Source organism: Nonomuraea sp. NPDC049486 (assembly GCF_040676925.1).
Taxonomy (GTDB): Bacteria; Actinomycetota; Actinomycetes; order Streptosporangiales; family Streptosporangiaceae; genus Nonomuraea; species Nonomuraea ferruginea.
On the sequence record NZ_JBFAPV010000004.1, the window covers coordinates 436,228 to 459,650 of the forward strand.

Sequence of the window (23,423 nt, forward strand, 5' to 3'; positions counted from 1 at the left end):
CGGCCCGCCGCGTGGCTGTCAACCCGCCCTTGTGACGCGTACCGGGCATGTGTCATAAATATGGCCGTACAAATCGACGAGGAGGTACGCATGGGACGGCTCGCGCAGACCGACGGACTCACCGACGTGCAGCGGGAGATTCTCCGCACGGTCAGGGAGTTCGCGGACAAGGAGATCCTGCCCGTGGCCCAGCGTCTCGAGCGCGAGGACGCGTACCCGCAGGAGATCGTCGAAGGCATGCGCGAGATGGGGCTGTTCGGGCTGACCATCCCCGAGGAGTACGGGGGGCTGGGCGAGTCGCTGCTGACCTACGCCCTGGCCGTGGAGGAGATCGCCCGGGGCTGGATGAGCGTGTCGGGCATCGTCAACACCCACTTCATCGTCGCGTACATGATCATGAAGCACGGCACCGAGGAGCAGCGGCGGCACTACCTGCCGCGGATGGCCACCGGCGAGGTGCGCGGCGCGTTCTCGATGTCGGAGCCCGGCTGCGGGTCGGACGTCTCGGCGATCACGACGAGGGCCGCGCGCGACGGCGACGGGTACGTGATCGACGGTCAGAAGATGTGGCTCACCAACGGCGGCACGGCCAACCTGGTCGCGGTGCTGGTGAAGACGGACGAGGGCGCGGACTCGGTCTATCGGAACATGACCACGTTCCTGGTCGAGAAGGAGCCGGGATACGGCGAGGTCGAGCCGGGGCTGACCATCCCCGGCAAGATCTCGAAGATGGGCTACAAGGGCGTCGACACCACCGAGATGGTCTTCGACGGCTACCGCGCCCCCGCCTCGCAGGTGCTGGGCGGGACCCCCGGGCGCGGCTTCTACCAGATGATGGACGGCGTCGAGGTCGGCCGGGTGAACGTCGCCGCCCGCGGCTGCGGGGTCGCGCTGCGCGCCTTCGAGCTGGCGGTCCGCTACGCGCAGGAGCGCCGGACGTTCGGCAAGCGGATCGCCGAGCACCAGGCGGTGCAGTTCAGGCTCGCCGACATGGCCACCAAGGTCGAGGCCGCGCACCAGATGATGGTCATGGCCGCGCGCAAGAAGGACGCCGGGCAGCGCAACGACCTGGAGGCGGGGATGGCGAAGTATCTCGCCTCCGAATACTGCCGGGACGTCGTGGAGGAGTCCTTCCGCATCCACGGCGGCTACGCCTACTCCACCGAGTACGAGATCGAGCGCCTCTACCGGGAGGCCCCGATGCTGCTCATCGGCGAGGGCACGGCGGACATCCAGCGCATGATCATCGGCCGCCGGCTGCTGGAGGAGTACGGGCTGCCCGGCTGACGTCGTGGACAGGGGCCCAGCTGAGACGGTATCTTAGCTATTGTTGTAATGATTCAAGTGAGGTGGCCCCGGTGCGCTTCGTTGACAGCCACATGCACCTGTGGCATCTGACCGAGCACAAGTGGTATCCCGCCCTCGACCCACCCGAGGACTCCGACGACTTCGGCATCGGCGACATGGCCGGCCTGCGGCGCGACTACCTGCCCGAGCACTACCTGGCCGACGCCGCGGGCTCCGGCCTCGACGTGGTCAAGGCCGTGCACGTCTCGGCCGTCACGGCCCCCGGCACCCACCTGGACGAGGCCCGCTGGCTCGACCGGGTCGCCACCGAACACGGCCTGGTCGGCGCCGTCATCGGCGCCGTCGAGCCAGGCGCGGACGCCGAGACCGTCGCCGCCGACCTCGCCGAGCAGGCCAAGAGCCCGCTGTTCAGGGGCATCAGGGTGCTGTACGGGTTCGACCCGGCCGACCCGGTCACCCGGCGGCTGGCCGAGCTGCTCGACGCCGGCGGCCACGTCTTCGACGTCGTCATCCACCCCGGCGAGGTCGACGGCTGGCTGTCGCTGCTGCGCGACTTCCCCGGCCTGGCCGTCGTGCTGGAGCACGCGGGCTGGCCCGACGGCGGCGACCCCGACCAGTTCACCGCCTGGCGCGACGGCCTGACCCGGCTCGCCTCGCTCGCCAACGTCGACTGCAAGATCTCCGGCCTGCCCATGAGCCTGCACACGCTCGACGCCGGGACCCTGCGCCCGTGGATCCAGGCCTGCCTGGAGGTCTTCGGCGTCGACCGCTCCTTCTTCGGCAGCAACTTCCCCGTCGACTCGCTCTTCGGCGGCTACGACCGGGTCGCCGAGGCCTACCTGGGCGCCACCGGCGACCTGACCGCCGCCGAGCGCGACCGGGTGTTCGCCGCCAACGCCGAGCGCCGCTACCGGATCTGAGGAGAGACCGTGCACGTCGGATTCACCATGGACATGCGCAACCCGCACGGGCGGCCGTGGCGCGACCACTGGGAGGACTGCCTCCACCTCATGTGCGAGGCCGAGGCCATGGGCTTCGACTACGTCATGGTGCAGGAGCACTTCTTCCAGCCGGACGGGTACGCGCCGTCCGTGCCGATCTTCCTCACCATGCTGGCGGAGCGCACCAGGACCATCAGGATCGGCTCGTACGTCTACATCCTCCCGCTGCACCACGCGGCCATGCTGGCGCAGGAGACGGCGGTCCTCGACCACGTGTCCGAGGGCCGGCTGGACGTGACGGTCGGCTCCGGCCACAGCGCCGCCGAGTACCACGCGCTCGGCTACTCGCCCAAGACCAGGCCGTCCCGCATGCAGGAGGGCCTGGAGGTGCTCAAGCTGGCCTGGACCCAGCGGCCCTTCAGCTACAGCGGCCGCTACTACGACCTCAAGGACGTCACCGTCGCCCCCGCGCCGCTGCAGCAGCCGCACCCGCCGCTCTGGGTGGCCGCCACCGCGCCGCCCGCCGCCCGCCGCGCCGGCAGGATGGGCGCCAACCTGCACGGCGCCTCCGTGGACCCCGAGTTCCACCAGGCCTACTTCGAGGGCCTGGCCGAGGCCGGCGTCGAGCGCGACCAGGTGCGGGTGTCGAACCCGTGGGCGATCACCGTCACCGACGAGAACCCCGACGCCGTCTGGGAACGCCGCAAGGACCTCATCTTCGAGCGCTGGGACTTCTACCGGCGCATCCGCGACGAGATGGGCGACCCCGACCTGCGGTACGGCCTCGCGCCGACCCCCGAGGCCTACCGCGACTACGAGATCATCGGCGACGCCGACACCGTGATCGGGACGCTGGAAGGCCTGGTCAAGGGCCTGCCGCTGACCGACATCGTGCACTCCGGCCCGGCGGGCGGCACGCCGCCCGAGGAGGCGTACGAGGACCTCAAGCGGTTCGCCGACCGCGTGCTGCCGACGCTCAAGAGCTGGTAGCCGACGCCCGCCCCCTCCGGTTACTGCGCTCCGGAGGGGGCGGGCCCCTTCTCAGCCCTTCGGGTAGTAGAGCGAGATCGTCTCGGCCACGCAGGCCGGTTTCGTCCCACCCTCGATCTCCATCGTCGAGCCCAGCACGGCCATGACGCCGCCGTTGGACTCCTTGGCCTCCCGCAGCTCGGTGGTGACCCGCACCCGCGAGCCGACCGGCACCGGGCTGGGGAAGCGCACCTTGTTCAGCCCGTAGTTGACCGACATCCGCAGGCCCTCGATCCGGTAGATCGTGCCGACCAGGACCGGCAGCAGCGACAGCGACAGGTAGCCGTGCGCGATCGTGGTGCCGAACGGCCCCTCGGCGGCTCGTACCGGATCGACGTGGATCCACTGGTGGTCGCCGGTGGCGTCGGCGAACGTGCCGACCCGCTCCTGCCCGATCTCCAGCCAGTCACTGGTGCCGAGCGTCCGCCCGGCCTGTGCGGTGAACTCGGCGAGGCTCTCGAAGACGCGCATCACATGTGCCTCCCGCCGGCGACCTCCACCGTGATGCCGGTGATGAACGACGAGAGGTCGGAGGCCAGGAAGAGCGCGGCGTTGGCGATGTCCTCCGGCTCGCCGATGCGGCCCAGCGGGATGTTGTCGAGCATCTTCTGCAGCGCCTCGGGCGGCATGCCGGCGGTCATGGCCGTACGGATCGGGCCGGGCTGGATGGCGTTGACCCGGATCTGGTGGCGGGCGAGCTCGCGGGCGGAGGCCTTGGTGAGGCCGATCATGCCGGCCTTGGCGGAGCTGTAGTTCGTCTGCCCGAAGTTTCCGGCTTTCCCGGAAATGGAGGAGATGTTGATGATGGCGCCGCGCCGCTGCTCCCGCATGATCCGCGCCGCGGCCCGCGTGCCCAGCCAGGCCCCGGTCAGGTGGACGTCCACCACCTTCTTGAAGTCCTCCAGGGTCATCTTCGGCATCGTGGCGTCACGGGTGATGCCGGCGTTGTTGACCATGACGTCGAGCGACCCGAAGGCGTTCTTGCACGCGTCGGCCAGCGCCTCGACGGCCGCCTCGTCGGTCACGTCGCACGGCACCGCGACCGCCTTCAGACCCTGGGCCTCCAGGTCGGCGGCCGCCTGCTTGGCACCCTCCGCGTTGACGTCGCTGACCACCACGGACGCGCCGTGGCGGGCCAGGACCGTCGCGATCGCCAGGCCGATGCCCTGCGCCGAGCCGGTGACCACGGCCGCGCGGCCTTCGAGCAGGTTCATCTCCATACCCATCCTCTTCTCTCTTTCAGCCCAGCGGGTCGATCGTGCTCGTGCTTCACTCAGCCCAGCGGGGTTCGCGCTTCTCGACGAAGGCGAGGGGGCCCTCGCTCTGGTCATGATGCCCCCACATGCCCACGAGGTGCTGGGTGCCCACCTTGCAGGCGTCCGTCAGCCCCAGCTCCAGCGCCGCCCACAGGGCCTTCTTGGTGGCGGCCATCGCGGCGGGGGAGTTGCGGGCAATCTTCTCGGCCAGCTCCTGCGCGGCCTCGCGCAGCTGCTCCGGCGGGTCCACGACCTGGCTGACCAGGCCCAGTTCGAGGGCGCGCTGGGCGGGCATCCGCTCGTGCGACCCGACCAGCGCCATCCGCATCACCGCCTCGAACGGGATCTTCTTGGCCAGCCCGATCATCTCGATGGCGGTCACCTGGCCGACGCTCACGTGCGGGTCGAAGAACGTGGCGTCGGACGCGGCGATCACGATGTCGGCGTCGGCCACGAAGTGCAGCCCGCCGCCGGCGCAGATGCCGTTCACGGCGGCGATGACCGGCTTGGAGACGTTCTGGTGCCAGGAGGTGAAGTGCAGGTCGAAGTTCATCAGGCTGTCCTGGTAGCGCTGCATGCCCACACCGTCACCGGCTATCTCCGCGAGGTCCGCCCCCGTCTGGAAGGCACGGCCCTCACCGGTGTGCACGATCACCCGGACCGACGGGTCCCGGTCCAGCTCAAGCCAGGCCTCGGCCAGCTCGTCGCGCATCGCGTTGTTCATCGCGTTCAGCACGCCGGGGCGGGCGTTGATCAGCCATCCGACGCGGCCGTGCCGTTCCACCTTGATGGTCTCGTACGTCATGCTCGTGTCCCTCTCGTGTCAGACGACCTCGCGCTCGAGCATCCCGGCGAGCGCGGTCACGTGCTCGCCGGCCTCCCCGAGCAGGTGAGCGCTCGTACGCGCCCGCTTGAAGTAGAGGTGGGCGTCATGCTCCCAGGTGAAGCCGACGCCGCCGTGCAGCTGGATCGTCTGGGCGGTGACCCAGGACGCGGCCTTGCCCGCCATGAGCGCGGCCACCCGCGAGTCCCGCGCGAGCGCCGCGCCCTCCGAGCGGGTCGCCGTGTAGACGGCTGAGCGCGCGGACTCGACCTTGATCAGCGCGTCGGCGAGCCGCTCCTTGATGACCTGGAACGAGCCGATCGGGCGGGCGAACTGGATGCGCGTCTTCGCGTACTCGACCGTCATGTCCAGGCACCGCTGCGCGACCCCGGTCTGCTCGGCCGCGAGCAACGCCCGCGACACGTCAGCGGCCCCGGCCAGCTCACCCGCGCACCCGACCGGTCCGACGAGCACGGCCGGCGTGCCGTCGAACTTCACCCGCGCCATCTTCCTGGTCAGATCCAGCGTGACCAGCGACTCCACGCCCACCCCCGGATGCGCGTCGCGCCCGTCCGGGCCCCCCGCTGGAGCCGTGGCGCGCTCGACCGCGAACACGGCTGGTCCGTCGGGTGTGTTCGCGACGACCAGCAGCAGGTCCGCCGTGGCGCCGTCGACGACGTGGGTCTTGGCGCCGTCGAGCCGCCAGGCGTCGCCGTCGCGGCGGGCGGTGGTGCGGATGGCCTGGACGTCCCAGCGGGCGCCGGCCTCGGCCAGCGCGACGGTGGCGGTCAGGTCGCCGCTCGCGATGCGCGGCCCGTACGCGTCGAGCGCGACGTCGTCGCCGAGCGCGAGCAGCAGCGGCACGGCCAGCACCGACGTGCCGAACAGCGGCGAGCAGGCCAGCCAGGCGCCGCACTCCTCGGCGGCCACGGCGAACTCCGCCGCACCGAGCCCGCTGCCGCCACACCGCTCAGGCAGCATCAGACCGGGCAGGTCGAGCTGCACCAGGGCACGCCACGTGGGCTCGTCCCATCCACTCCCGGTCAGCATCGCCGCCCTGACCCGGGCCGAGGTGCTGACCTGCGACAGCGCGCCCCGCACGCTCTCGCGGAACTCCTCAAGGTCCTCTTCGGAGGTAACGGTCACGGCCTCTCCTCACTCGTCCGGACGGCGCCCTCGGCGCGCAGCTTCGCGATGGCCGCCGCGTCGTACCCCAGCTCCCGCAGCACCGCCTCGGTGTGCTCGCCCAGACCGGGGACCGGGCCGGTGGGTGGCTGCCAGGCGGCGGTCACCGGAGGGGGGAGCGGGGCGGAGACCGGGCCGGCGGGGGCGGGCACGGTCAGCCAGCGGTCGCGGGCCACGAGCTGGGGGTGGTCGACGACGGCGGCCAGGTCGTTGACGAGCCCGCAGCCGATCCCGGCCGCGTGCAGGGCGGCCACGGCGCGGTCGGCGTCCATGGCCCCGATGGCGTCCGCCACCAGCCCGTCGATGACGTCGCGGTGCGCGACGCGCGCCTGGTTGGTCGCGTACCGGGGGTCGTCGGCCAGCTCCGGCCGCCCCAGCACCGACGCGGCCAGCTTGGCCCACTCGCGGTCGTTCTGCACGCTCACCGTGACCAGCCGCCCGTCGGCCGCCCGGTAGGCGTCGTACGGCGCGATGGCCGGATGGCTCATCCCGGGGGCGAGCGCGGGTTGGGTGCCGTGCCTGCGCACCACCAGCGGGTACCCCATCCAGTCCGCCATCGCGTCCAGCATGGACACCTCCAGCACGCACCCCTCGCCGGTGGCGGAACGCCGCAGCAGCGCCGCCAGCACGCTGGAGAAGGCGAACATGCCCGCCGCGATGTCGGCCACCGAGATGCCCGGCTTGACCGGCTCCTCCGGGCTGCCAGTGATCGCCGTCAGCCCGGACTCCGCCTGGACGAGCAGGTCGTACGCCTTGCGCCCGTCGTAGGGCCCGCCGGTGCCGTACCCGGAGATCTCGCACACCACCAGGCGCGGGTGGGCGGCGCGCAGCGACGCGCCGTCCAGCCCCAGCCGGGCGGCCGCCCCCGGCACCAGGTTGTGCGTGAACACGTCGGCCCTGGCAAGCAGCTCGCCGACGACCCGCCGGCCCCCGGGCGTCTTGACGTCCAGGGCCAGCGACTCCTTGTTCCTGTTGGCCCAGGCGAAGTGCGCCCCGGTGCCGTTGGCGTGGGTGTCGAAGGCGCGGGCGAAGTCGCCGCCGTCGGGCCGCTCCACCTTGATCACCCGCGCGCCCAGGTCGGCGAGCTGGCGGGTGGCGTACGGGGCGGACACGGCCTGCTCCATCGAGACGACCAGCACGCCGTCGAGCGGCCTGGTCATGTCCGGGAGAAGTGCCGGATCGCGGCCTGCAGGGTGCCGTCGAGCGTGGTCGCGCCGCCCATCGGCTCGGGCAGGGCGACGGGGCCGTGCTCGCGGCTCGGCAGCAGGATGGTGGCGGTGGCCGGCGCGGTGACCTCGCCGCGCTGGTTGGTGGCGGCCAGCTCCAGGTCCACGGCCGGGTGGACGCCGTTGCCGTCCTCCATGAGGTGCTTGCGCACCACCTTGCCGGTGATCCACTGGGCGTCGCCGACGTAGTTGAACTTGCGGAACTCCACCCGGATCCGCCACAGCCAGGCGTCGTCGCCCATCCAGTCGGTGCAGGCGTGGATCATCCACGTCTCGCGCATCCGCCCGTAGTCGAAGGTGGTCGGGTTGCCGGAGCGGCGGGCGAACTCGGGGTCCCAGTGGACCCGCTGCATCGCGTCCCACACGCCCAGGTCGTCGCGGTGGTAGAAGCGCGGGATGCGCTGCCGGTTGCGGTGGCCCAGCCGCAGCGGCGCGACCCCGTACACGCCCATCCCCATGCCGGTGTGCCAGCAGACCATGTCCGTCACCGTCAGCGGGCCCTTGACCAGCGGGGCGATCTCCTCGCCCTCCTCGACGTCCTCGAACCAGCGCGGCTCCGCGCCGCGCGCCCGCTCGGCGGCGTACTGGGCGTCGATCTCGGCGATCTTCTCCTCGGTCCACGGCTCGATCGCGACGTCGTCGTACTTCTTGCGCTTGCGCGCCTCGTCACGCTCGGTACGGATCATCAGCCGGTACTGGCCGGCCAGCGGGGTGCCGTCGGCGGTGGCGAAGACGTTGGCGTTCCACTCGTGCACGGCCCGGCCGCTGAACTCGCTGGGCTTGTCGAGCACGCCCACGAGCGCGTTGCGCCGGTGCACGGCCCGGCCTTCGTAGAGCGGGTTCCACCACTCGCGCTCGCAGGCCGAGTAGAAGGCGTGCACGCCGCGCAGCGGGTCGCCCCTGACCTCGTCCTGCCGGGCCAGGTCGGCCTCGGTGAGCACGTCCTCGCCGATCAGGCTGTCGCCGCCGACCAGCGGGAACGGGGCGATGGGCTGCCCCCAGCGGGAGCGGGCGGCGTGGTCGGGGTCGCACCACAGCGGGTTGTCGTCGCCGTACGCGCGGGCCACGATCCGGAACGCGTCGGTGCCCGGACGCAGGTAGTGGGGCGGGACGGGGTTGGGCTGGGGGATGCCGATGCGTGCCCGCAGCGCCTCCACCCCCTCGTCCGTGATCCGGGGGCGGGTCTTCTCTTCCGTCGGAGCCATGTAACCTGTCCGCCTTCTCTCGCCTTTTCTTTGCTATCTTATATATAACTATGGCAGAGGGAACAGGGGGTCGGATGGCGTACGAGACGCTGGCGGTCGAGCGCCGCGGCCCGGTCGGCTGGCTGGAGTTCGACCGGCCGCGGGCGGGCAACGCCATGGACGCCGTGATGATGGCCGAGCTGCCGCTCGCCTGGCGCGAGCTGGACGCCGACGACGACGTACGCTGCATCGTCGTCACCGGCCGCGGCCGTGCCTTTCAGACGGGGCTCGACATGGCCGCGCTCGCCCGCGATCCCGCCAGCCTGCGCGAGTCGAGCCGCCGCACCCGTGCCGGGGAGCTGGAGCTGACCGGCTGGCATCTCGGCGTCCGCACCCCCGTGGTGGCCGCGGTCAACGGCGTCTGCGCGGGCGGCGGGCTGCACTTCGTGGTCGACGCCGACATCGTCCTGGCCTCCGCTTCCGCCACCTTCCTCGACCCGCACGTCAGCGTCGGCCAGGTCAGCGCCTGGGAGGCGATCGGCCTGGTGCGCCGGATGTCCGCCACGACCGCCGCCCGGCTCGCGTTGATCGGCGTCCACGAGCGGCTCGACGCGGCACGCGCGTACCAGCTCGGCCTGGTCAGCGAGGTCGTCGAGCCCGACGCCCTGCGGGACGCGGCCCAGCGGGTCGCCGAGACCGTCGCCGCCGCCGACCCCGCGCACGCCCGCGCGCTCAAGCAGGCCCTCTGGCGCGCCCAGGAACTCGGCCGCACCGCCGCCCGCGCGGAGGCCGCCCGCACGGAGGCCCACGTGGAGGCCCACGTGGAGGCCCGCGCGGAGGCTCGCCCGGAGTCCGGCCGTGCTGAGGCAGGGTCTTTTGACGCCATTCGCTCTCAGGGCGCGAGCCCTCACGCTGACGGGGAGATCCACCCATGACCGCACTGCCCACCGGCCCGGACGTCACCCCAGGCGAGGCCGTGGAGGCCGCCCGTGGCTGGATCGCGGCCCACCTGCCCACCGCCTGGCGCGAGGCCGGCGAGCAGGGTGGCCCGCGCGCCGTGCGCACCGTCCGGACCCGCGAGGAGTACCGCGCGTGGTACCCCGAGTTCGGCGCGTCCGGCCTGGTCGCGGCCACCTGGGAGGTCGACTACGGCGGCCTCGGCTGGTCGCGCAGGGCCGCCGTGGCCGCCGACGAGGCGCTGCGCCCCTACCACCTGCCCCGGCTCAACCCGCTCGGCCTCAACCTGGCGGCCCCCGCCCTGTTCGCCCACGGCACGGAGGAACAACGGCGGCGCTTCCTCAAGCCGATCACCAGGGCCGAGGAGATCTGGTGCCAGCTTTTCAGCGAGCCAGGCTCCGGAAGTGACCTCGCCTCCCTCTCCACCAGGGCCGAGCTCGACGGCGACACCTGGGTCGTGCACGGCCAGAAGGTGTGGACCACCTGGGCCGACCAGGCCGACTACGCGGTGCTGCTCGCCCGTACCGACCCCGACGCCCCCAAGCACCAGGGCATCACCTACTTCCTCCTCGCCATGCGCCAGCCCGGCGTCGAGGTGCGGCCGCTGCCGCACATCGGCGGCGAGGCCGAGTTCTTCGAGGTGTTCTTCGACGGCGCCCGCGTCCCCGACGCGCACCGGCTCGGCGACCCCGGCAACGGCTGGCGGGTCGCCCAGGCCACCCTCGCCGGCGAGCGTCAGATGGTGTCGGGCGGCGGCTCCGTCGGCGTCGACCGCATCGGCGGCGTCAGCGCCTCGCACCTCGTCCGCCTGGCCCGCCGCCGCACCGAGTCCGGTCTCCCCGGCGGCTGGGACGACCCGCTGGTCCGCGCCCGCATCGTGGAGCTGTGGTGCGAGGAACAGGTCCGCACTTGGACCAACCGCCGCGTCCGCGCCCGCCAGGCCGGCAACCTGCCCCCCGGCCCGGAGAGCTCGATCGGCAAGGTCCACGGCACCGACCTCAACCAGCGCATCCAGGAGACGGCCGCCACCCTGTCCGGCGAGGACGCCATCGCCTGGCCCGGCACGGCGTCGTCCCCCGCCGAGTACTGGGCCTCGATGCCCGCCGAGACCAGGGGGATGCTCCGCAGCCGCGCCAACACCATCGAGGGCGGCACCACCGAGGTCAACAAGAACGTCATCGCCGAACGCGTGCTCGGCCTCCCCAAGGACTTCGACCCGTACCGCGGCAAGCCCTGGCGCGACCTGCCCCGCAGCTGACCCGCGCCGCCCAGCCGACGGGAGAGTGGACATCCTGCCGCCCGGCAGGCTGAATGGTGGTCAGGGCAACGCATACGTGGCGAAAGGTGCGGGATGCGGCGCGAACAGGGAGCGGCGGCAACCGTCGAGCCGGTGCGGGCGCTGACCGCGCTGCTGGCCAAGGAGTTCCACTTCACCCAGGCCGACCTGGAGGAGAACCAGCTCGGCCGCCTGTCACACCGGCAGCGCCGCCGCCTGGTCCGCCGGATCGTCTACCACGCCCTGGTGTGGACCGCCGGTGGACTGATCGCCCTGACCGTGTTCGCGCTGCCGACGGTGCTCTTCTTCGTCCGCCTGGTGCGTGGCGAGCTCGAGACGTCCACCATGGAGACGGAGGGAGGTCTGTTCCCTGGCGTGGTGTTCGCGGTGATCGTCCTCTTCATCCTGGCCGTGGGCCCGTTCGACAGCCGGATGGCGGAGTTCGTCCACGTCCTGCGCGACCCGGCCCCGGTGAAGCACGCGATCGGCGAGATGGCCCGTGAGGGCGAGAACACCCATGTCCTGAAGATGTCCGGCCTGGCGTTCGCGCTGAAGAAGGTCCCGCCGCTCCTTCCCGCCGGGGACTGCCTGCTGTATTACGTGAACGTCTCGGCCCACCGGCCCATGGTGGTGTCGGCCGAGTTCCGGCTCTGGGACGCCGAGCCGGAGATGTCCTGATCTACCGAGGGTGCAGGGCGGTCAGCTTCTGCGCGATCCGCGCCATCCTCGCCGGATAGAACGCCGCCAGAACCGCGAGCTGCGCCGTTCCGACGCAGGTCATCGATTCGATGATCTCCGCCATCATGGGATCCCGGGACACCGCCTCCCGGTAGTCCTCCATGGCTCCCACGCGGTCCTGCAGATTGGCCCTGGCCATGCATCTCATCATGTACGCGGTGGCGACCGAAGGAGACTCCGGTCGCAGCTCGATGCAGGTCGTCAGCGCACTGACGGCGCGGGCGTCGTCGCCGCTCTGGTACGCGCAGAACCCGATCCCGAAGTGGGCATCGGGATCACCCGGATCGAGGCGGAGGGCGGTGGCGAAGCATTCGACCGCCGCGGCGATGTGCCCGGCGGCCATCAGTTCGTCGCCCCGCCGGACGTACTCGGAACCGTTCATGTCACTCCTGCCGCGGGCACGAAGACGGCGAACAGCACGCGCTCCATCGAGGCCGGCTCCAGAGCCCACAGGAACTGGTCCTGGTCCACGAGCCGGGCGTCCGCGCCGGCCTCGTTGTTCTCCGCGCAGAGCAGCGAGCGCAGCGGCCAGGGGTCCCAGTAGACGAAGCTCCCGGATGCGCGCTCGACGCCGCGGAGCAGCACGCAGTGACCGAAGCCCTTCACGCGATCGTAGACGAGGGCGGTGAAAGCCGGGGCCAGGGTGCCCCACCTTGCCAACTGCCCGCTCATCGGAGTACGCGCATCGAGCTCGATCTTCCATCGGCCGCGGACGTCCTGGACGAGGGCGGCCGGGTCGAGGGACGTGATCCGTTCGATCCTGGCCGTCGGCACTTCCGGCATGGCCGAGTTCAGCAGGCATCGCAACGGCCGGCCGGCGACGATCTGCGTCAGCAGGAAGCTCTCCTCCACGTCGAGCCCGTCGCCGAGGGGGATCTCGCGGTTCCTGGCCCGGTGTTCCCGGTAGTCGGCGATGACCCGATCCAGATCGAAGCGCGCCAGCCCCGCGGCGTCGTGGGGCGACTCGTGCTCCAGCAGCCAGATCTTGGCCAAGTAGTGCAGGAACTCCTGCATCAAGCCCGACAGGTCGGTGGGACCGCCTCCGGCCACGGCGGCCGGCGGCGCGGGTCCGCCGAATCGGATCAGCTCAGTCATCCGCCGGGCTCTCGGTCTCGCGGAGGCGTTCGGCTTCCTCGCGGGCGGCGTCGCGGGTCATGGCTCTGAGCCTGATCGGATCGACGATCCGCCCGTCGCAGCCTTCGAGATGCAGGTCCCACGCGGCTCGAATGCGAGCCCGGGGAGTGCCTCCTCTGCTGCCGGCGATCGACAGATCGCATAACGGGCACTGGAACTGGTGGCGCTGCCCGCCGAATGACACAGTCACCGCGTTCGCTCCTCACCGCGTCCACGGATGCGCGGCCATGCCGGCCGGTGGAGCTGGAAGTCCTGTCGTGCCAGCACCGCCCAGCCGAACTCGGCGACGGCGGCGGCTCCGACGAGTGCGCAGGCGATCCAGCGGGGTATCGCCTCACCCGCCCCGGCGTCCGCCGGAGGTGCGACACACAGGCTCAGGCCCGCGCCGAGCATGGCCACTCCTACGTTATAGAGAAGTACGGCCTTTCCGATCTTGATTTTCCATTGCCGGAATTCCTCCCGCTGCCGGGAACGCAGAGTTTCCTCATGTCGTTCCAGATCGGCGGCCCCCCACCAGTCCTCCAGATCGCCTGCCGAATAAAGGAGCGCCCGGGCCTGGAATCCGTACTGAATGCTCCCCACAAGAACGATCATGGCGATGGAAAGGAATAACAAGGTCATTCCCGGCCACCGGAATTGTTCCCGATCGGCCCCCACCACGCCGATCATCGCCACGCCCGCCGCCACCAGCAGTGGCGCGGCGACGAAATGCGCCGCGTCCGCGGCGTGGCCATAGCCGAGCGGCGCCGGTTTGGACCACCGAGGCGGCTTGAACGACGGCATACGCGTCACGTTAGACCTGAATGGGATCGAGCAGAATGACCCGGATCACTGACGCGATGTGAAACACCGGAAACAAGGCTCAGGCGCAGCCGTCCACGATGACCCGCACCAGGTCGCGTACCAGATCCTTATTGACGTTCTCGGGCGGTGCGGTGACGAGGGTGAACAGGGCGCCCCCGTAAAGAGCGATCATCGCGGGGATCTTCTCGCGCGGGATGGTGAGGCCGAGCCGGTCGTGCTGCCCGGCGGTGATCTGTGAGGCCGTGTCGTGAAGGCCGGTGAGCGCCTGGGCCAGGGCCGGTCGCCGGGCGGCCTCCAGTTGGAGCTCGAAGATCGCCAGGTAGCGGGTGCGCAGGGTGGTCGCCGCGGCGAACAGCGATTCGGTCAGGAGGTCGACCAGGGGAGCGGGCCGCCCGACGGCCCGGCCGGTGTCGGCGTGATGCAGCTCGGCGACGCGTTCGGCCGCGGCCACCAGCAGCGCCTCCCGGCTGCGGAAGTAGTTGGAGGCCGTGCCCGGCGGGAGATCCGCCGCCTTCTCCACCGCGCGATGGGTCAGCCCGTGCACCCCCGACGACGCGAGCAACTCGATGGCGGCATCGGTCAGGGCCCGGCGACGGGCCGGATTGGCGGGCGGCATGCGGCCATGTTACCAATAGTCGTACTAGTACGATCGTAGTGAATGGAGGGCGCGTGAGGATCGCGGTGGTCGGCGCGGGGCTGGGCGGGGTGGCGGTCGCGGTGGGGCTGCACCGTGCGGGACACGAGGTGACACTCCTCGAACGGGGCGCCGCACTGCGCGAGAAGGGCACCGGGATCGCGATCATGCCCAACGGGCTGCGCGCACTCGACGCGCTGGGGCTGGCCGAGGACGTCCGCGGGCGGCACACGAAAGCCTTCGCCGGAGGGCTGCGCGACTGGCGCGGCCGGCCGCTGCTCGTCACCGACGTGATCCAGGCGCAGCAGGAGATCGGCGCGGTCGTCATCGTCGAGCGGGCGGAGCTCCACCAGGCGCTGCGCGCCCCGCTGCCCGCCGACCTGGTGCGCACCGCGACCCCGGTCGACCGTCTGGAGATCGGCGACTCCGAGGTGGCCGTGATCAGCGGGGGCCGTGCCGTCGCCGAAGCGGACGTCGTGGTCGCGGCCGACGGCATCGCCGGCGAGCTGCGCGCCCAGCTGTTCCCCCGCCACCCCGGTCTGCGCCGCACCGGCCGGCTGGACCTGCGCGGCATGCTGCCCCGCCCCGGCGACCTCACGCCGGACCTGCTCGCCTGCCAGCTGGTCGACCGCCGCAGCGGGGCGATGTTCGGCCTGTTCCCCGTCGGCGAGGACCGGCTCTACTGGTTCACCGACACCGCTCTGCGCGGCGCGCCGCCCGGCCCCGAGGAGGCGCGTAGGCAGATGCTGTCCCTGATGGCCGACTGGCACCCGCTGGTCACCAGGCTGATCGAGGACACGCCGCCCTCGGACATCCACGTCGACCCGATCGCCGGCCTGGCCGAACCTCTGCCCTCGTACGTGTCCGGCAGGGTCGCGCTGCTCGGCGACGCCGCGCACGGCATGCCACCCGATCTCGGCCAGGGCGCCAGCCAGGCGTTCCAGGACGCCGCCGCGCTCACCCGCCACCTGACCGGCGCCGAGCCGGCGGACGCCGCCGAGCGGCTGCTGCGCTACGACGCCGAGCGCCGGCCCAGCGCCAACCGCGTCATGCGGGGCGCGTTCCGGCAGTCACGGCTGACCTCGCGGACGGGCGTCACCGCGTGGCTCCGCGACGCGCTGCTGCGCGCGATACCGTCCCGGCTGGCCACCCGGCAGCTCGCGGCCCTCTGGCACGCCGAGTGAGCGCTGATCCGCCCGCATCGCGGACGAGTCTGCTTAAATCCTGACTCGGACGGGATGCCGTTGTTCGAAGTCCTATCAACGGTCGGGCGGACGAGGGGATGACCATGCCGTTATGGCGCGCGGGCCGTAGGACCACGATCACGGCGAGCGCGCTGGCGGTCGTCGCGCTGCTGGCCGGGTGCGCCGCGCAGCCGCCCCGGAGCGCACCTGAGCCGTCGGCGCCGGCCGCGTCCCCGACCGCCCCCGAAGGGCCAGCCGCGCTGGCGACGCTGCGGGTCGGCGGCGAGGGGGACGGGTCCGGTGCGGCCCGGATCGACGTGGTCGCGCTGGAACGGACGACCCCCGACACGGTCACCGCACGGCTGCGGATCAGCGCCGAGCGCGGCGAGGTCGATCTGGGCCAGTTCGGTCCCCCGGCGATCGCCGGCACCGTGGCCTACAACTACACCGCGTCCTCGGCGGGATTCTTCCTCCTCGACGAGCCACGGTTGTCGGTGTATCTGGCGATGAAGCGCGACAAGGAGGAGATGGGCGCGGCCTGCCTGTGCACCCAGCTGTCGGGGAAGGTGACGGTGACCTCCGAGCCCGCCCAGGCCTGGATCGTCTACCGGGTGCCCGCGGAGACCACCAGCGTCGCGGTGGGCCTGCTCGCCGCCGGTGTCACGGCCCCGTTGCCGATCGGCCCGCGCGGACAGGCCGCCGCGCCGGACGAGCCCGGCCCCGCCGCCATCGCCGCGGCCTTCCCCAACACCCGAGGTCTGGCCACCCACCTCAGCGGCGCCGCCGAGAAGGTCTCCGAGACCTCCGACAGAGTGGAGATCGCCCTCGACACCGACGTGCTGTTCGCCTTCGACAAGGCGAGCCTGACCTCCGAAGCGCGGGCCACGCTGCGCGGCACCGCCGAACGGATCCGCAGCCAGGCCGCCGGGACCGTGCGGATCGTCGGGCACACCGACGACGTCGGCGACGACACGTACAACCTGGGGCTTTCGCGCCGCCGCGCCGAAGCGGTGGAGCGGGCGCTCCGCGCCTCGGGCGCCGACGGCGGCCTGACCTTCGAGGTCGAGGGCAAGGGCGAGCGCGAGCCGAAGGAGCAGGGCGGCTCGGAGGCGGCACGCGCCGCCAACCGCCGGGTCGAGGTGAGCTATCCGCGATCGGCCCCCACCGCGCAGGCCACCCCGCCCGTCCCGAAGCCGGAGGAGGGCCCGTCCGTGCCGGCCACCACCGGGGCGACGGCCGCCGGGCTGCGGGGCATGGAGGGCGTCACCGCGGACCTGGTGGAACTGCGCCGGCTGAGCCCCACCACTCTGATCGCCACGTTCGACTTCCGCAACGAGAGCTCGCGCGAGATCACGATGCAGGACGCCGCCCTGGACGAGGACGCCCGGAGGTCCACCGGCACCACCAACATCGCGGCCTTCGAGTTCTTCTGGCTCTCGCTCGCCGACACCGACGACAACCGCTATCACGTGCTGCGCACGTCCGGTCCGCCCGCTCACCACTGCCTGTGCAGCCAGCTCGGCAAGCTGCCGCAGGGCGGGCGGGTCAGGACGTTCGCCCTGATGACCTCGCCGCCGCCGGACGTGCGGACGGTGGACGTCGAGCTGTTCGCCTTCGAGCCGATGCGCGACGTACCCATCACCTGAGGAGTCGCTGTCGGCGGGCACGCGGCTGGATCGCCGTGGGTGTTCTCCGTCAGCCGCTCTGGTAGTGATACGCGGTCCTCGGCAGCCGCCGGACGAACTCGGCCGGGTCCTCGAAGTCCCACGCCTCGCCCTCGGGTTCCTCCTCGTAGCCGCAGAAGGGGAACCTCGCCTCGACCCCGCGATCCCGGAGCCCTTTCATGTAGTTGTCGTCGGAGCCGCCGGCCTCGTCGTACGCCTGATGCGCCACGTACCCCAGAAGCTCGAACTCCGGCCACTCCTCGTCCGGCCATTTCTGCAGCCTCGTGCACGTCTGCCGGTCCAGCCGGAACCCTCCGTCCCGCGACCAGCTCGTCCGCTCGTGTCTGTACGTCCGCGTCAACCACCGGAGCCGCTGGACGTGCGGCAACTCGACGATCTTGTCAGGACACTCGACGAGTTCCTCGTACGCGTCCCGCCCGAAACTGATCAGCCACTGGACGAAGTACTCGAACCCGTTGTACGACCCGAACCCGGTGATGGACGAGCACACCACGTACACGTCCCAGGTGCAGGCCCGGTTCTCCGCCCGGGTGTGCCAGGCGTCGTAGTCGAGGATCTCCTCCACCGATAACTCCGAGAGCCGCTCGACGAGCCACCCGGCCCGATCCTCCTTGGTGCGGGTCTCGCGCCCCGAACGCTCGACCAGCCCCCAGTATTCGTCTACATCCATCACCGGATCATGGCAGACACGGCCGGGGCTTCCATGTCCTGTCCGGTCAATGTCCTCCCGCCGTCCTCGAACGGGATCCATGGCTCGGCGATGCTGTGCGAACGCGATCAGGACCGCCGGTCCCCTGGGCGTCACATGGTGGAGGTGAGTCCTTTCGCGATCTTCCTCAGCTCGGTGTTGACGGCCTCGGCGCCGGAGAACTCCTTGGCGTACACGGGGCTGAAGGTGATCTCGGCCCACTGCCGGTCGCCCATCTTGAGGAAGAGGGTCGGGGAGCCCGCCATGCCGTCCTCGCCGACGTGCTGCACGATCAGATAGCCGCTCCGGTCGCCGATCATCACGTCCTCGCCGTCCTTCTCCTCGCGATAGCGCTGGATCCGTTCGGTGATCTCCTTCACGGCCTCCTCCTCGAACATGAAGATCTGAACCCGGTATAAGCCCTTCTCATCGCCCTTGTAGTTGTACGAGGTGGAGTACGCGTCGCCGTGGTCGATCGACCAGGTGGACCATCGCAGTCCTTCGGGCAGGTAGCCGACCTTGACGTGCCCGAACGCCAACCCGTCGCCCAGGTCCCCGAGGTTCTTCGGCTCGGTCCGCACGGGCGGGGTGTCGTCGATGGCGGGCTCCAGCGTCGCGGAGGTCGTGACCTGCGTGCTGGGCGTGGCCTGCTGGGCGGCGGTGGCCAGGTAGACGACGGGCGCGGCGACGACGGCCACGGACGCGAGCACGGACGCGGTCACCATCGCGGTCTTGACCCTGGCCCGCCGTGCCCGGCGCAGGCGCATCACCCGGTCGAGCAGGTCGGGAGCGGCCTGCAACCGCGCGGTCTCGCCTTCCATGAGCCGGCGGATCTCGTCCTCAAGCCTGGGCATTGTCGCGCGCTCCTTCCATGATGTCCCGGCCGAGCGCCGTACGGAGCTTGGCCAGGGCCTTCGACGCCTGACTCTTGACCGTGCCGACGGCGCATCCGAGCACCTCGGCGGTCTGCGTCTCGGTGAGGTCCTCCCAGTAGCGCAGGACGATCACCGCGCGCTGCCGGGGAGGCAGGGCACGCAGCGCGTTCATGAGCACGTGGACGAGGTCGGAGTCCTTCTCGCGGGCCGACGTCTCCGGCGGGCTGTGCATGGGGATGATGTTGAGGATCGCCCGGCGGCGGGCGCGGCTGATGGCCGCGTTGATGATGACGCGGCGCACGTAGGGCTCGGGACTGTCGTGGCGGACCCGGTGCCAGTTCCTGTAGGTACGCTCCAGCGCCGTCTGCAACAGGTCCTCGGCCTCCGTCTGGTCGCCGCAGGCGAGATAGGCGACCCGTAAGAGGCTGGTGGCGCGAGCGGCCACGAAGGAGCCGAAGTCATGCTCTGCTCCGTTCACGTCTGTCCGTTCGATTTCACGCCTTCTAATACGCCCCGGTCCGCGGAACCGTTGCCCGCCGGGCTCGTACGATCTCGCGGGCAACCGTTCGGGCGGCTCAGGCGTATGGATGGTCATGACCGCGTTTCCCCGCAGCAGATCGATGACCTTCACCGCCGCCCTGGCCTTGACCGCCGCGTCCTGAGCGCGCCCGCGGCCGTCGCGGCCGCTCCTCCCGAGGGCGCCTACTGGCACACCAGGTCGGTGACGACCTCCACCCACCCCTGGCGGTTCGGCACCAAGTCGCACCCCTATGCGCTCCTTGAGACAAGCGTCTCGGAGGAGTGGGCGACTCCCGCCGGCAAGGCCTGGAACGGATACCGGGAACTGGCGACGCGGCCGGAAAGCCCGGCGGACAAGAAGGCGTGGCAGCGTGACGGCTCCCCCACACAATGGGGCAAGACGATCGACGGCAAAATCGTGAAGCTGTCCGGCAAGCACTCCAAGGGCCATGTGGGTCTCCTCCTGCCGGATCGCGGCCAGTTTTGGGTCGCGGGGCAGTGGCTGACGTACGAGGAGGTCCAGCGCCTGCCCGCCGACCCGGAACGGCTGGAGGACTGGCTCACGAGGGCGGCCCGCGTCGGCGGGCTCACTGAGTCCGTCGCGAACTGGCTCACCTCGGTTCTGCCGCAGCTCCTGCACCAGTTTCCCGCTCCGAGGGAGGTCCGCGCCGCGGCCTGGGAGGCTCTGCTGAAGTCTCCGAACGTCCGCATGGAAGGCACCGCGAAGGACAGCCTGGGTAGGCCCGGCACCGTCGTCGTGATCAACACAACGTATGGGACGGGCGAGAAGAGGAACGTGGTCGAGCGGAGGCTGATCGTCGACACCGGCAGGATGGTGCTGTTGTCGGACAGCCAGAAGTCCACACTCGGCGGCAAGCCGCTCCTTGAGGGGTCGTACGACAAGACGCTGATCGAGGTGGGCTGGACCGACTCCCCGCCCACCGTGCCCGCCTTGCCTTGAGCGCCGGGTTCAGCCCCGGGGGAGCCCCAGGACGCGCTGGGCGACGATCTGGCGCTGGATCTGCTGGGTGCCGCCGTAGATCGACTGGGCTCGGGACCACAGGTAGTCGCCGTACGGCGCGGGGTCGCCGAGGACGAACGACGTGCCCGCGAGGTCGCCGACCACGTGGTGCAGGTTCTGTTCGATCCGGGTGGTCAGCAGTTTGTCCACCGATCCCGCCGACCCGCCGGGGTCGCGGTCGGCCAGGGAGCGGGCCACGTGCCACTGCAGCACCCGCAGGTCCACCGACGCGGCGGCGAGGCGGCGGCGCAGCGGCTCGTCGGCGGGGAGGCGGCCCGAGCGGACGTCGTCGCGGGCGGCGGCCAGCACCCGGCCCAGCCGTCCCACCCAGCCCATGTCGGCCGGGCCTCGCTCGTACGAGAGCATGTGCATGGCGATCCGCCAGCCCTGGCCGCGCTCGCCGACCAGGTTGGCCGCGGGCACCTCGACGCCGTCGAAGAACACCTCGGCGAACTCGCGGCTGCCGCTGGCCAGGACGATCTCGCGCCGGTCGACGCCGGGCGACTCCATGTCCACGACCAGCATGGACAGGCCGCGGTGGCGGGGTTCGTCGCGTTCGGTACGGGCGAGCAGCAGGCACCAGCGTGACCACATGGCGCCGCTGGTCCAGATCTTCTGGCCGTCGACCACGAACCGGTCGCCGTCGGGGGCGGCGGTGGTGGTCAGCGAGGCCAGGTCGGATCCGGCGCCCGGCTCGCTGAAGCCCTGGCACCAGACCTCGGTGCAGCCGAGGAGGCCGGGCAGGACCCGCGTCTTGAGGTCCTCGCCGGCGAAGTCGGCGACGGCGTGCGCGATGTGGCCGATCGGCGGAGGCGGGGGCGCGCCGGCCGTGGCCAGCTCGTCGTTGAGCACCGCCTCGTACAGGTCGGGCAGCCCGTGCCCGCCGTAGGCGGCGGGGAGCGACAGGCCCACGTAGCCGGCGGCGGCCAGGGCGCGGTGCCAGCGCAGGGTCCGCTCGACGGATTCGGCCGACTCGTAGCCGGTGGCGTCGCGGTGCTCGTCCAGGTGGTCGCGGAGCCAGGCGCGCAGGCCGGCGCGGAACTCGGCCACCTCGGGGTCGTCGGAGTAGTCCACGGTCAGCTCCCGGAGAACTCGGTGGCGGCGATGACGGCTTCGTGGTGGTGCTCGTCGCCGAACGCGGCGCGGGCGGCGTGGGCGCGGCGCAGCCAGATGTGCGCGGGGGCCTCCCAGGTCATGCCGATGCCGCCGAAGACCTGGATCACGTTCTCGCACACCTCCACGGCCGAGCGGGAGGCGTACGCCTTGGCCACCCGGGCGGCGCGCAGCGCTTCCTCACCGGGGAGCGCGTCGACGGCCCAGGCCGCGTACCAGCAGGCGCTCCGCGACGCCTCGGTGAGCACGTGGCTGTCGGCGAGGAGCTGCTGCACGGCCTGGAACGCGCCGACGGGGCTGCCGAACTGCACGCGGGTCCTCGCGTGGTCGAGCGCCGCGTCGAGCGCGGCCTGCATGGTGCCGAGCAGGTCGGCCACCAGCAGGCTGAGCGCGAACGCGGAGGTCCGCGCGGCCGTCTCGCCGTCCGGCGCCGTCAGCTCGGTCAAGGTCCGCACGGGCTCACCCAGCGGCCGTACGGCGCGCGTCTGATCAGCGAACGGTACGGGCTCCCCGAGCGCATACGCGGTCCCCGCTGCCGGAACCACCGCGAACTCGGCCCCAGCGGCGTCCCACGCCAGCGACCTCGTGGCGTCGGCGAAGCCGGTCAGATCCGGGGTGAGGGCGGGGGCGAGGCGGCGGGTGCCTTCGGCGATCTCCTCCAGGAGCCCGGACGGCGCGCCCCAGGACTGGAGTTGCTCGGCCGCGATCACCGTGCCCAGCACGGGAGAGGCGACCGCGTGGTGGCCGAGCTGTTCGGCCAGGATCATCATGTCGACGGCGCCGGCCTCCGCCCCGCCGTTCTCCTCGCGCAGCCGCATGGCGAGCCAGCCGGCCTCGGCGACGCGCGACCAGGACGCCTCGTCGGGCGCGGACGGGCCGACGTCGTGGGGTCCGCGCCCGCGGTGCCAGCGGGACGCCAGGTGGGCGGCCAGCTTGCCGCAGGACTCGCGGAAGGCCCGCTGCTCGGCGGTGAGCTCGATCTCCATGCCACTCCGAGGACTATCTTTTTTATCATTTACAGAATAGGGCCATTATAGAACCCCCGCCGCCCGCGCGGCAACGAACCCCAGGAGGAAGCGATGACGGACGACAGGAAGGCCGTGCTCGTCGAGGTGGAGGACCACGTCGCGTGGATCACCCTGGACGACGTCCGGCGGCGCAACAGCCTGAACCCGGTGCTGGTCAGGCAGCTCGCCGAGGCGTGCGCCGAGCTCGGCAGGGACGTGCGGGCCGTGGTGCTGCGGGCCAACGGGCCGGTCTTCTCCTCGGGCGGCGACATGGACGCGCTCGGTGCGCCAGCGGACGACCCGACGGCCGTCTACCGGGGCTTCGACGCCCTGGCCGCGCTGCCGGTGCCGGTGCTGGCCGCGGTGCACGCGCCGATGATCGGGGCAGGGGTGAGCTTCGCGCTGGCGTGCGACGTGGTGGTGGCCGCCAGGAGCGCCACGTTCGACCCGCGCTTCCTCGACCTCGCCATCCACCCTGGCGGCGGCCACCTGTGGCGGATGGAGCAGCGCGTCGGCCGGCAGGGCACGGCGGCGATGGTGCTCTTCGGCGACCGGCTGACCGCCGAGGAGGCGGAGCGGCGCGGCCTGATCTGGCGCTGCGTGGAGGACGGCGAACTGATGGACACGGCACGCCGCATGGCGGCCCGGGTGGCGGGCCGCTCCCCGGACGCGGTACGCCGCGCCAAGGCCACCATGCGGCTCAGCCGTTCCCTCACAGATCCTCGGATGGCCGCGGGCGTCGAGCAGATCGCCCAGGACTGGTCGATGCGCCAGCCCGCGTTCACCGACGCGGTCGCCGCCCTCCGCGAACGCGTCCGCCGCCGCTGAGAGCGGAC

26 protein-coding genes are annotated in these 23,423 nt (G+C 71.6%); 10 read left to right on the top strand and 16 right to left on the bottom strand.

The features are described 5' to 3' along the window. Positions 1–90: 90 nt before the first annotated feature. The 3 genes from AB0K05_RS14460 to AB0K05_RS14470 all read left to right on the top strand — a co-directional run bounded on the left by AB0K05_RS14460 (position 91) and on the right by AB0K05_RS14470 (position 3,239). A complete protein-coding gene (locus AB0K05_RS14460; RefSeq protein WP_148035436.1) occupies positions 91–1,287 on the top strand; it encodes an acyl-CoA dehydrogenase family protein in 1,197 nt (398 codons plus the stop codon). 71 nt (positions 1,288–1,358) lie between these two features. Continuing rightward, positions 1,359–2,228 (top strand): amidohydrolase family protein, encoded by an 870-nt coding sequence (locus AB0K05_RS14465; RefSeq protein WP_364229390.1) that lies wholly within the window; start codon positions 1,359–1,361, stop codon positions 2,226–2,228. Positions 2,229–2,237: 9 nt separating this feature from the next. Beyond that, a complete protein-coding gene (locus tag AB0K05_RS14470; protein ID WP_148035434.1) occupies positions 2,238–3,239 on the top strand; it encodes an LLM class flavin-dependent oxidoreductase in 1,002 nt (333 codons plus the stop codon). 51 nt (positions 3,240–3,290) lie between these two features. Here the strand turns inward: AB0K05_RS14470 and AB0K05_RS14475 are convergent, their stop codons facing one another. From AB0K05_RS14475 to AB0K05_RS14500, 6 genes are read right to left on the bottom strand one after another with little or no spacing between them, the layout of a single operon-like run. Then, positions 3,291–3,749 carry a MaoC family dehydratase gene (locus AB0K05_RS14475; protein ID WP_364229392.1) on the bottom strand — a complete coding sequence of 153 codons (459 nt, stop codon included), beginning with the start codon at positions 3,747–3,749 and terminating at the stop codon, positions 3,291–3,293. Continuing rightward, positions 3,749–4,504 carry a 3-oxoacyl-ACP reductase FabG gene (gene fabG / locus AB0K05_RS14480; protein ID WP_364229394.1) on the bottom strand — a complete coding sequence of 252 codons (756 nt, stop codon included), beginning with the start codon at positions 4,502–4,504 and terminating at the stop codon, positions 3,749–3,751. Before fabG ends, AB0K05_RS14475 begins: the two co-directional genes overlap by 1 nt. 43 nt (positions 4,505–4,547) lie before the next feature. Continuing rightward, on the bottom strand, positions 4,548–5,339 hold the full coding sequence (locus tag AB0K05_RS14485) for an enoyl-CoA hydratase/isomerase family protein (RefSeq protein ID WP_271276814.1): 792 nt from the start codon (positions 5,337–5,339) through the stop codon (positions 4,548–4,550). An 18-nt stretch (positions 5,340–5,357) separates the two neighbouring features. Next, positions 5,358–6,503 carry an acyl-CoA dehydrogenase gene (locus tag AB0K05_RS14490; protein WP_271276815.1) on the bottom strand — a complete coding sequence of 382 codons (1,146 nt, stop codon included), beginning with the start codon at positions 6,501–6,503 and terminating at the stop codon, positions 5,358–5,360. Beyond that, entirely contained in the window at positions 6,500–7,702 is a 1,203-nt protein-coding gene (locus tag AB0K05_RS14495; protein ID WP_271276816.1) for a CaiB/BaiF CoA-transferase family protein, read from the bottom strand. The genes AB0K05_RS14490 and AB0K05_RS14495 overlap by 4 nt, the downstream gene beginning before the upstream one ends. Then, complete coding sequence (locus tag AB0K05_RS14500) at positions 7,699–8,973, bottom strand: hypothetical protein (protein WP_219542899.1); 1,275 nt, start codon at positions 8,971–8,973, stop codon at positions 7,699–7,701. The genes AB0K05_RS14495 and AB0K05_RS14500 overlap by 4 nt, the downstream gene beginning before the upstream one ends. Positions 8,974–9,047: 74 nt before the next feature. On the opposite strand from AB0K05_RS14500, the gene AB0K05_RS14505 reads away from it, so the two are divergent. The 3 genes from AB0K05_RS14505 to AB0K05_RS14515 all read left to right on the top strand — a co-directional run bounded on the left by AB0K05_RS14505 (position 9,048) and on the right by AB0K05_RS14515 (position 11,863). Then, the gene (locus tag AB0K05_RS14505; protein WP_364229397.1) at positions 9,048–9,887 is read left to right on the top strand and encodes an enoyl-CoA hydratase/isomerase family protein; all 840 of its coding nucleotides are present in this window, start codon (positions 9,048–9,050) and stop codon (positions 9,885–9,887) included. Then, positions 9,884–11,167 (top strand): acyl-CoA dehydrogenase family protein, encoded by a 1,284-nt coding sequence (locus AB0K05_RS14510; protein WP_271276818.1) that lies wholly within the window; start codon positions 9,884–9,886, stop codon positions 11,165–11,167. The genes AB0K05_RS14505 and AB0K05_RS14510 overlap by 4 nt, the downstream gene beginning before the upstream one ends. A gap of 93 nt (positions 11,168–11,260) precedes the next feature. Further along, positions 11,261–11,863 carry a hypothetical protein gene (locus tag AB0K05_RS14515; RefSeq protein WP_271276819.1) on the top strand — a complete coding sequence of 201 codons (603 nt, stop codon included), beginning with the start codon at positions 11,261–11,263 and terminating at the stop codon, positions 11,861–11,863. A gap of 1 nt (position 11,864) precedes the next feature. Here the strand turns inward: AB0K05_RS14515 and AB0K05_RS14520 are convergent, their stop codons facing one another. From AB0K05_RS14520 to AB0K05_RS14540, 5 genes are all read right to left on the bottom strand, one after another. Next, positions 11,865–12,305 carry a tetratricopeptide repeat protein gene (locus AB0K05_RS14520; protein ID WP_271276820.1) on the bottom strand — a complete coding sequence of 147 codons (441 nt, stop codon included), beginning with the start codon at positions 12,303–12,305 and terminating at the stop codon, positions 11,865–11,867. After that, positions 12,302–13,018, bottom strand: a complete 717-nt coding sequence (locus tag AB0K05_RS14525) for a hypothetical protein (protein ID WP_271276821.1) — start codon at positions 13,016–13,018, stop codon at positions 12,302–12,304. The genes AB0K05_RS14520 and AB0K05_RS14525 overlap by 4 nt, the downstream gene beginning before the upstream one ends. Beyond that, the gene (locus tag AB0K05_RS14530) at positions 13,011–13,247 is read right to left on the bottom strand and encodes a hypothetical protein (protein WP_271276822.1); all 237 of its coding nucleotides are present in this window, start codon (positions 13,245–13,247) and stop codon (positions 13,011–13,013) included. The genes AB0K05_RS14525 and AB0K05_RS14530 overlap by 8 nt, the downstream gene beginning before the upstream one ends. Further along, positions 13,244–13,840 (bottom strand): hypothetical protein, encoded by a 597-nt coding sequence (locus AB0K05_RS14535; protein WP_364229401.1) that lies wholly within the window; start codon positions 13,838–13,840, stop codon positions 13,244–13,246. Before AB0K05_RS14535 ends, AB0K05_RS14530 begins: the two co-directional genes overlap by 4 nt. 79 nt (positions 13,841–13,919) lie before the next feature. Next, positions 13,920–14,477, bottom strand: coding sequence for a TetR/AcrR family transcriptional regulator (locus AB0K05_RS14540; protein WP_271276824.1), 558 nt, complete (start codon positions 14,475–14,477; stop codon positions 13,920–13,922). A 53-nt stretch (positions 14,478–14,530) separates the two neighbouring features. Between AB0K05_RS14540 and AB0K05_RS14545 the strand changes: the two genes are divergently transcribed. Together AB0K05_RS14545 and AB0K05_RS14550 are read left to right on the top strand one after the other, a co-directional pair. Next, positions 14,531–15,679: an FAD-dependent monooxygenase gene (locus tag AB0K05_RS14545; protein WP_364229403.1), complete on the top strand. Its 1,149-nt coding sequence runs from the start codon at positions 14,531–14,533 to the stop codon at positions 15,677–15,679. 98 nt (positions 15,680–15,777) lie between these two features. Beyond that, entirely contained in the window at positions 15,778–17,325 is a 1,548-nt protein-coding gene (locus AB0K05_RS14550; RefSeq protein ID WP_364229405.1) for an OmpA family protein, read from the top strand. 49 nt (positions 17,326–17,374) lie between these two features. Here AB0K05_RS14550 and AB0K05_RS14555 read toward each other — a convergent pair whose 3' ends face one another. From AB0K05_RS14555 to AB0K05_RS14565, 3 genes are all read right to left on the bottom strand, one after another. After that, a complete protein-coding gene (locus tag AB0K05_RS14555) occupies positions 17,375–18,034 on the bottom strand; it encodes a DUF4240 domain-containing protein (RefSeq protein WP_364229407.1) in 660 nt (219 codons plus the stop codon). A gap of 131 nt (positions 18,035–18,165) precedes the next feature. After that, complete coding sequence (locus AB0K05_RS14560) at positions 18,166–18,906, bottom strand: hypothetical protein (protein ID WP_364229409.1); 741 nt, start codon at positions 18,904–18,906, stop codon at positions 18,166–18,168. Next, complete coding sequence (locus AB0K05_RS14565) at positions 18,893–19,405, bottom strand: SigE family RNA polymerase sigma factor (RefSeq protein ID WP_364229411.1); 513 nt, start codon at positions 19,403–19,405, stop codon at positions 18,893–18,895. The genes AB0K05_RS14560 and AB0K05_RS14565 overlap by 14 nt, the downstream gene beginning before the upstream one ends. Positions 19,406–19,648: 243 nt before the next feature. Here AB0K05_RS14565 and AB0K05_RS14570 point away from each other — a divergent pair, with 243 nt between their 5' ends. Next, entirely contained in the window at positions 19,649–20,407 is a 759-nt protein-coding gene (locus AB0K05_RS14570) for a hypothetical protein (protein WP_364229413.1), read from the top strand. Positions 20,408–20,416: 9 nt separating this feature from the next. Here the strand turns inward: AB0K05_RS14570 and AB0K05_RS14575 are convergent, their stop codons facing one another. Together AB0K05_RS14575 and AB0K05_RS14580 are read right to left on the bottom strand one after the other, a co-directional pair. After that, entirely contained in the window at positions 20,417–21,541 is a 1,125-nt protein-coding gene (locus tag AB0K05_RS14575; RefSeq protein ID WP_364229415.1) for an acyl-CoA dehydrogenase family protein, read from the bottom strand. Positions 21,542–21,543: 2 nt separating this feature from the next. Further along, positions 21,544–22,566, bottom strand: coding sequence for an acyl-CoA dehydrogenase family protein (locus tag AB0K05_RS14580; protein WP_364229417.1), 1,023 nt, complete (start codon positions 22,564–22,566; stop codon positions 21,544–21,546). Between the two features lie 93 nt (positions 22,567–22,659). Between AB0K05_RS14580 and AB0K05_RS14585 the strand changes: the two genes are divergently transcribed. Next, positions 22,660–23,415, top strand: a complete 756-nt coding sequence (locus AB0K05_RS14585) for an enoyl-CoA hydratase-related protein (RefSeq protein ID WP_364229419.1) — start codon at positions 22,660–22,662, stop codon at positions 23,413–23,415. Positions 23,416–23,423: the final 8 nt, after the last annotated feature.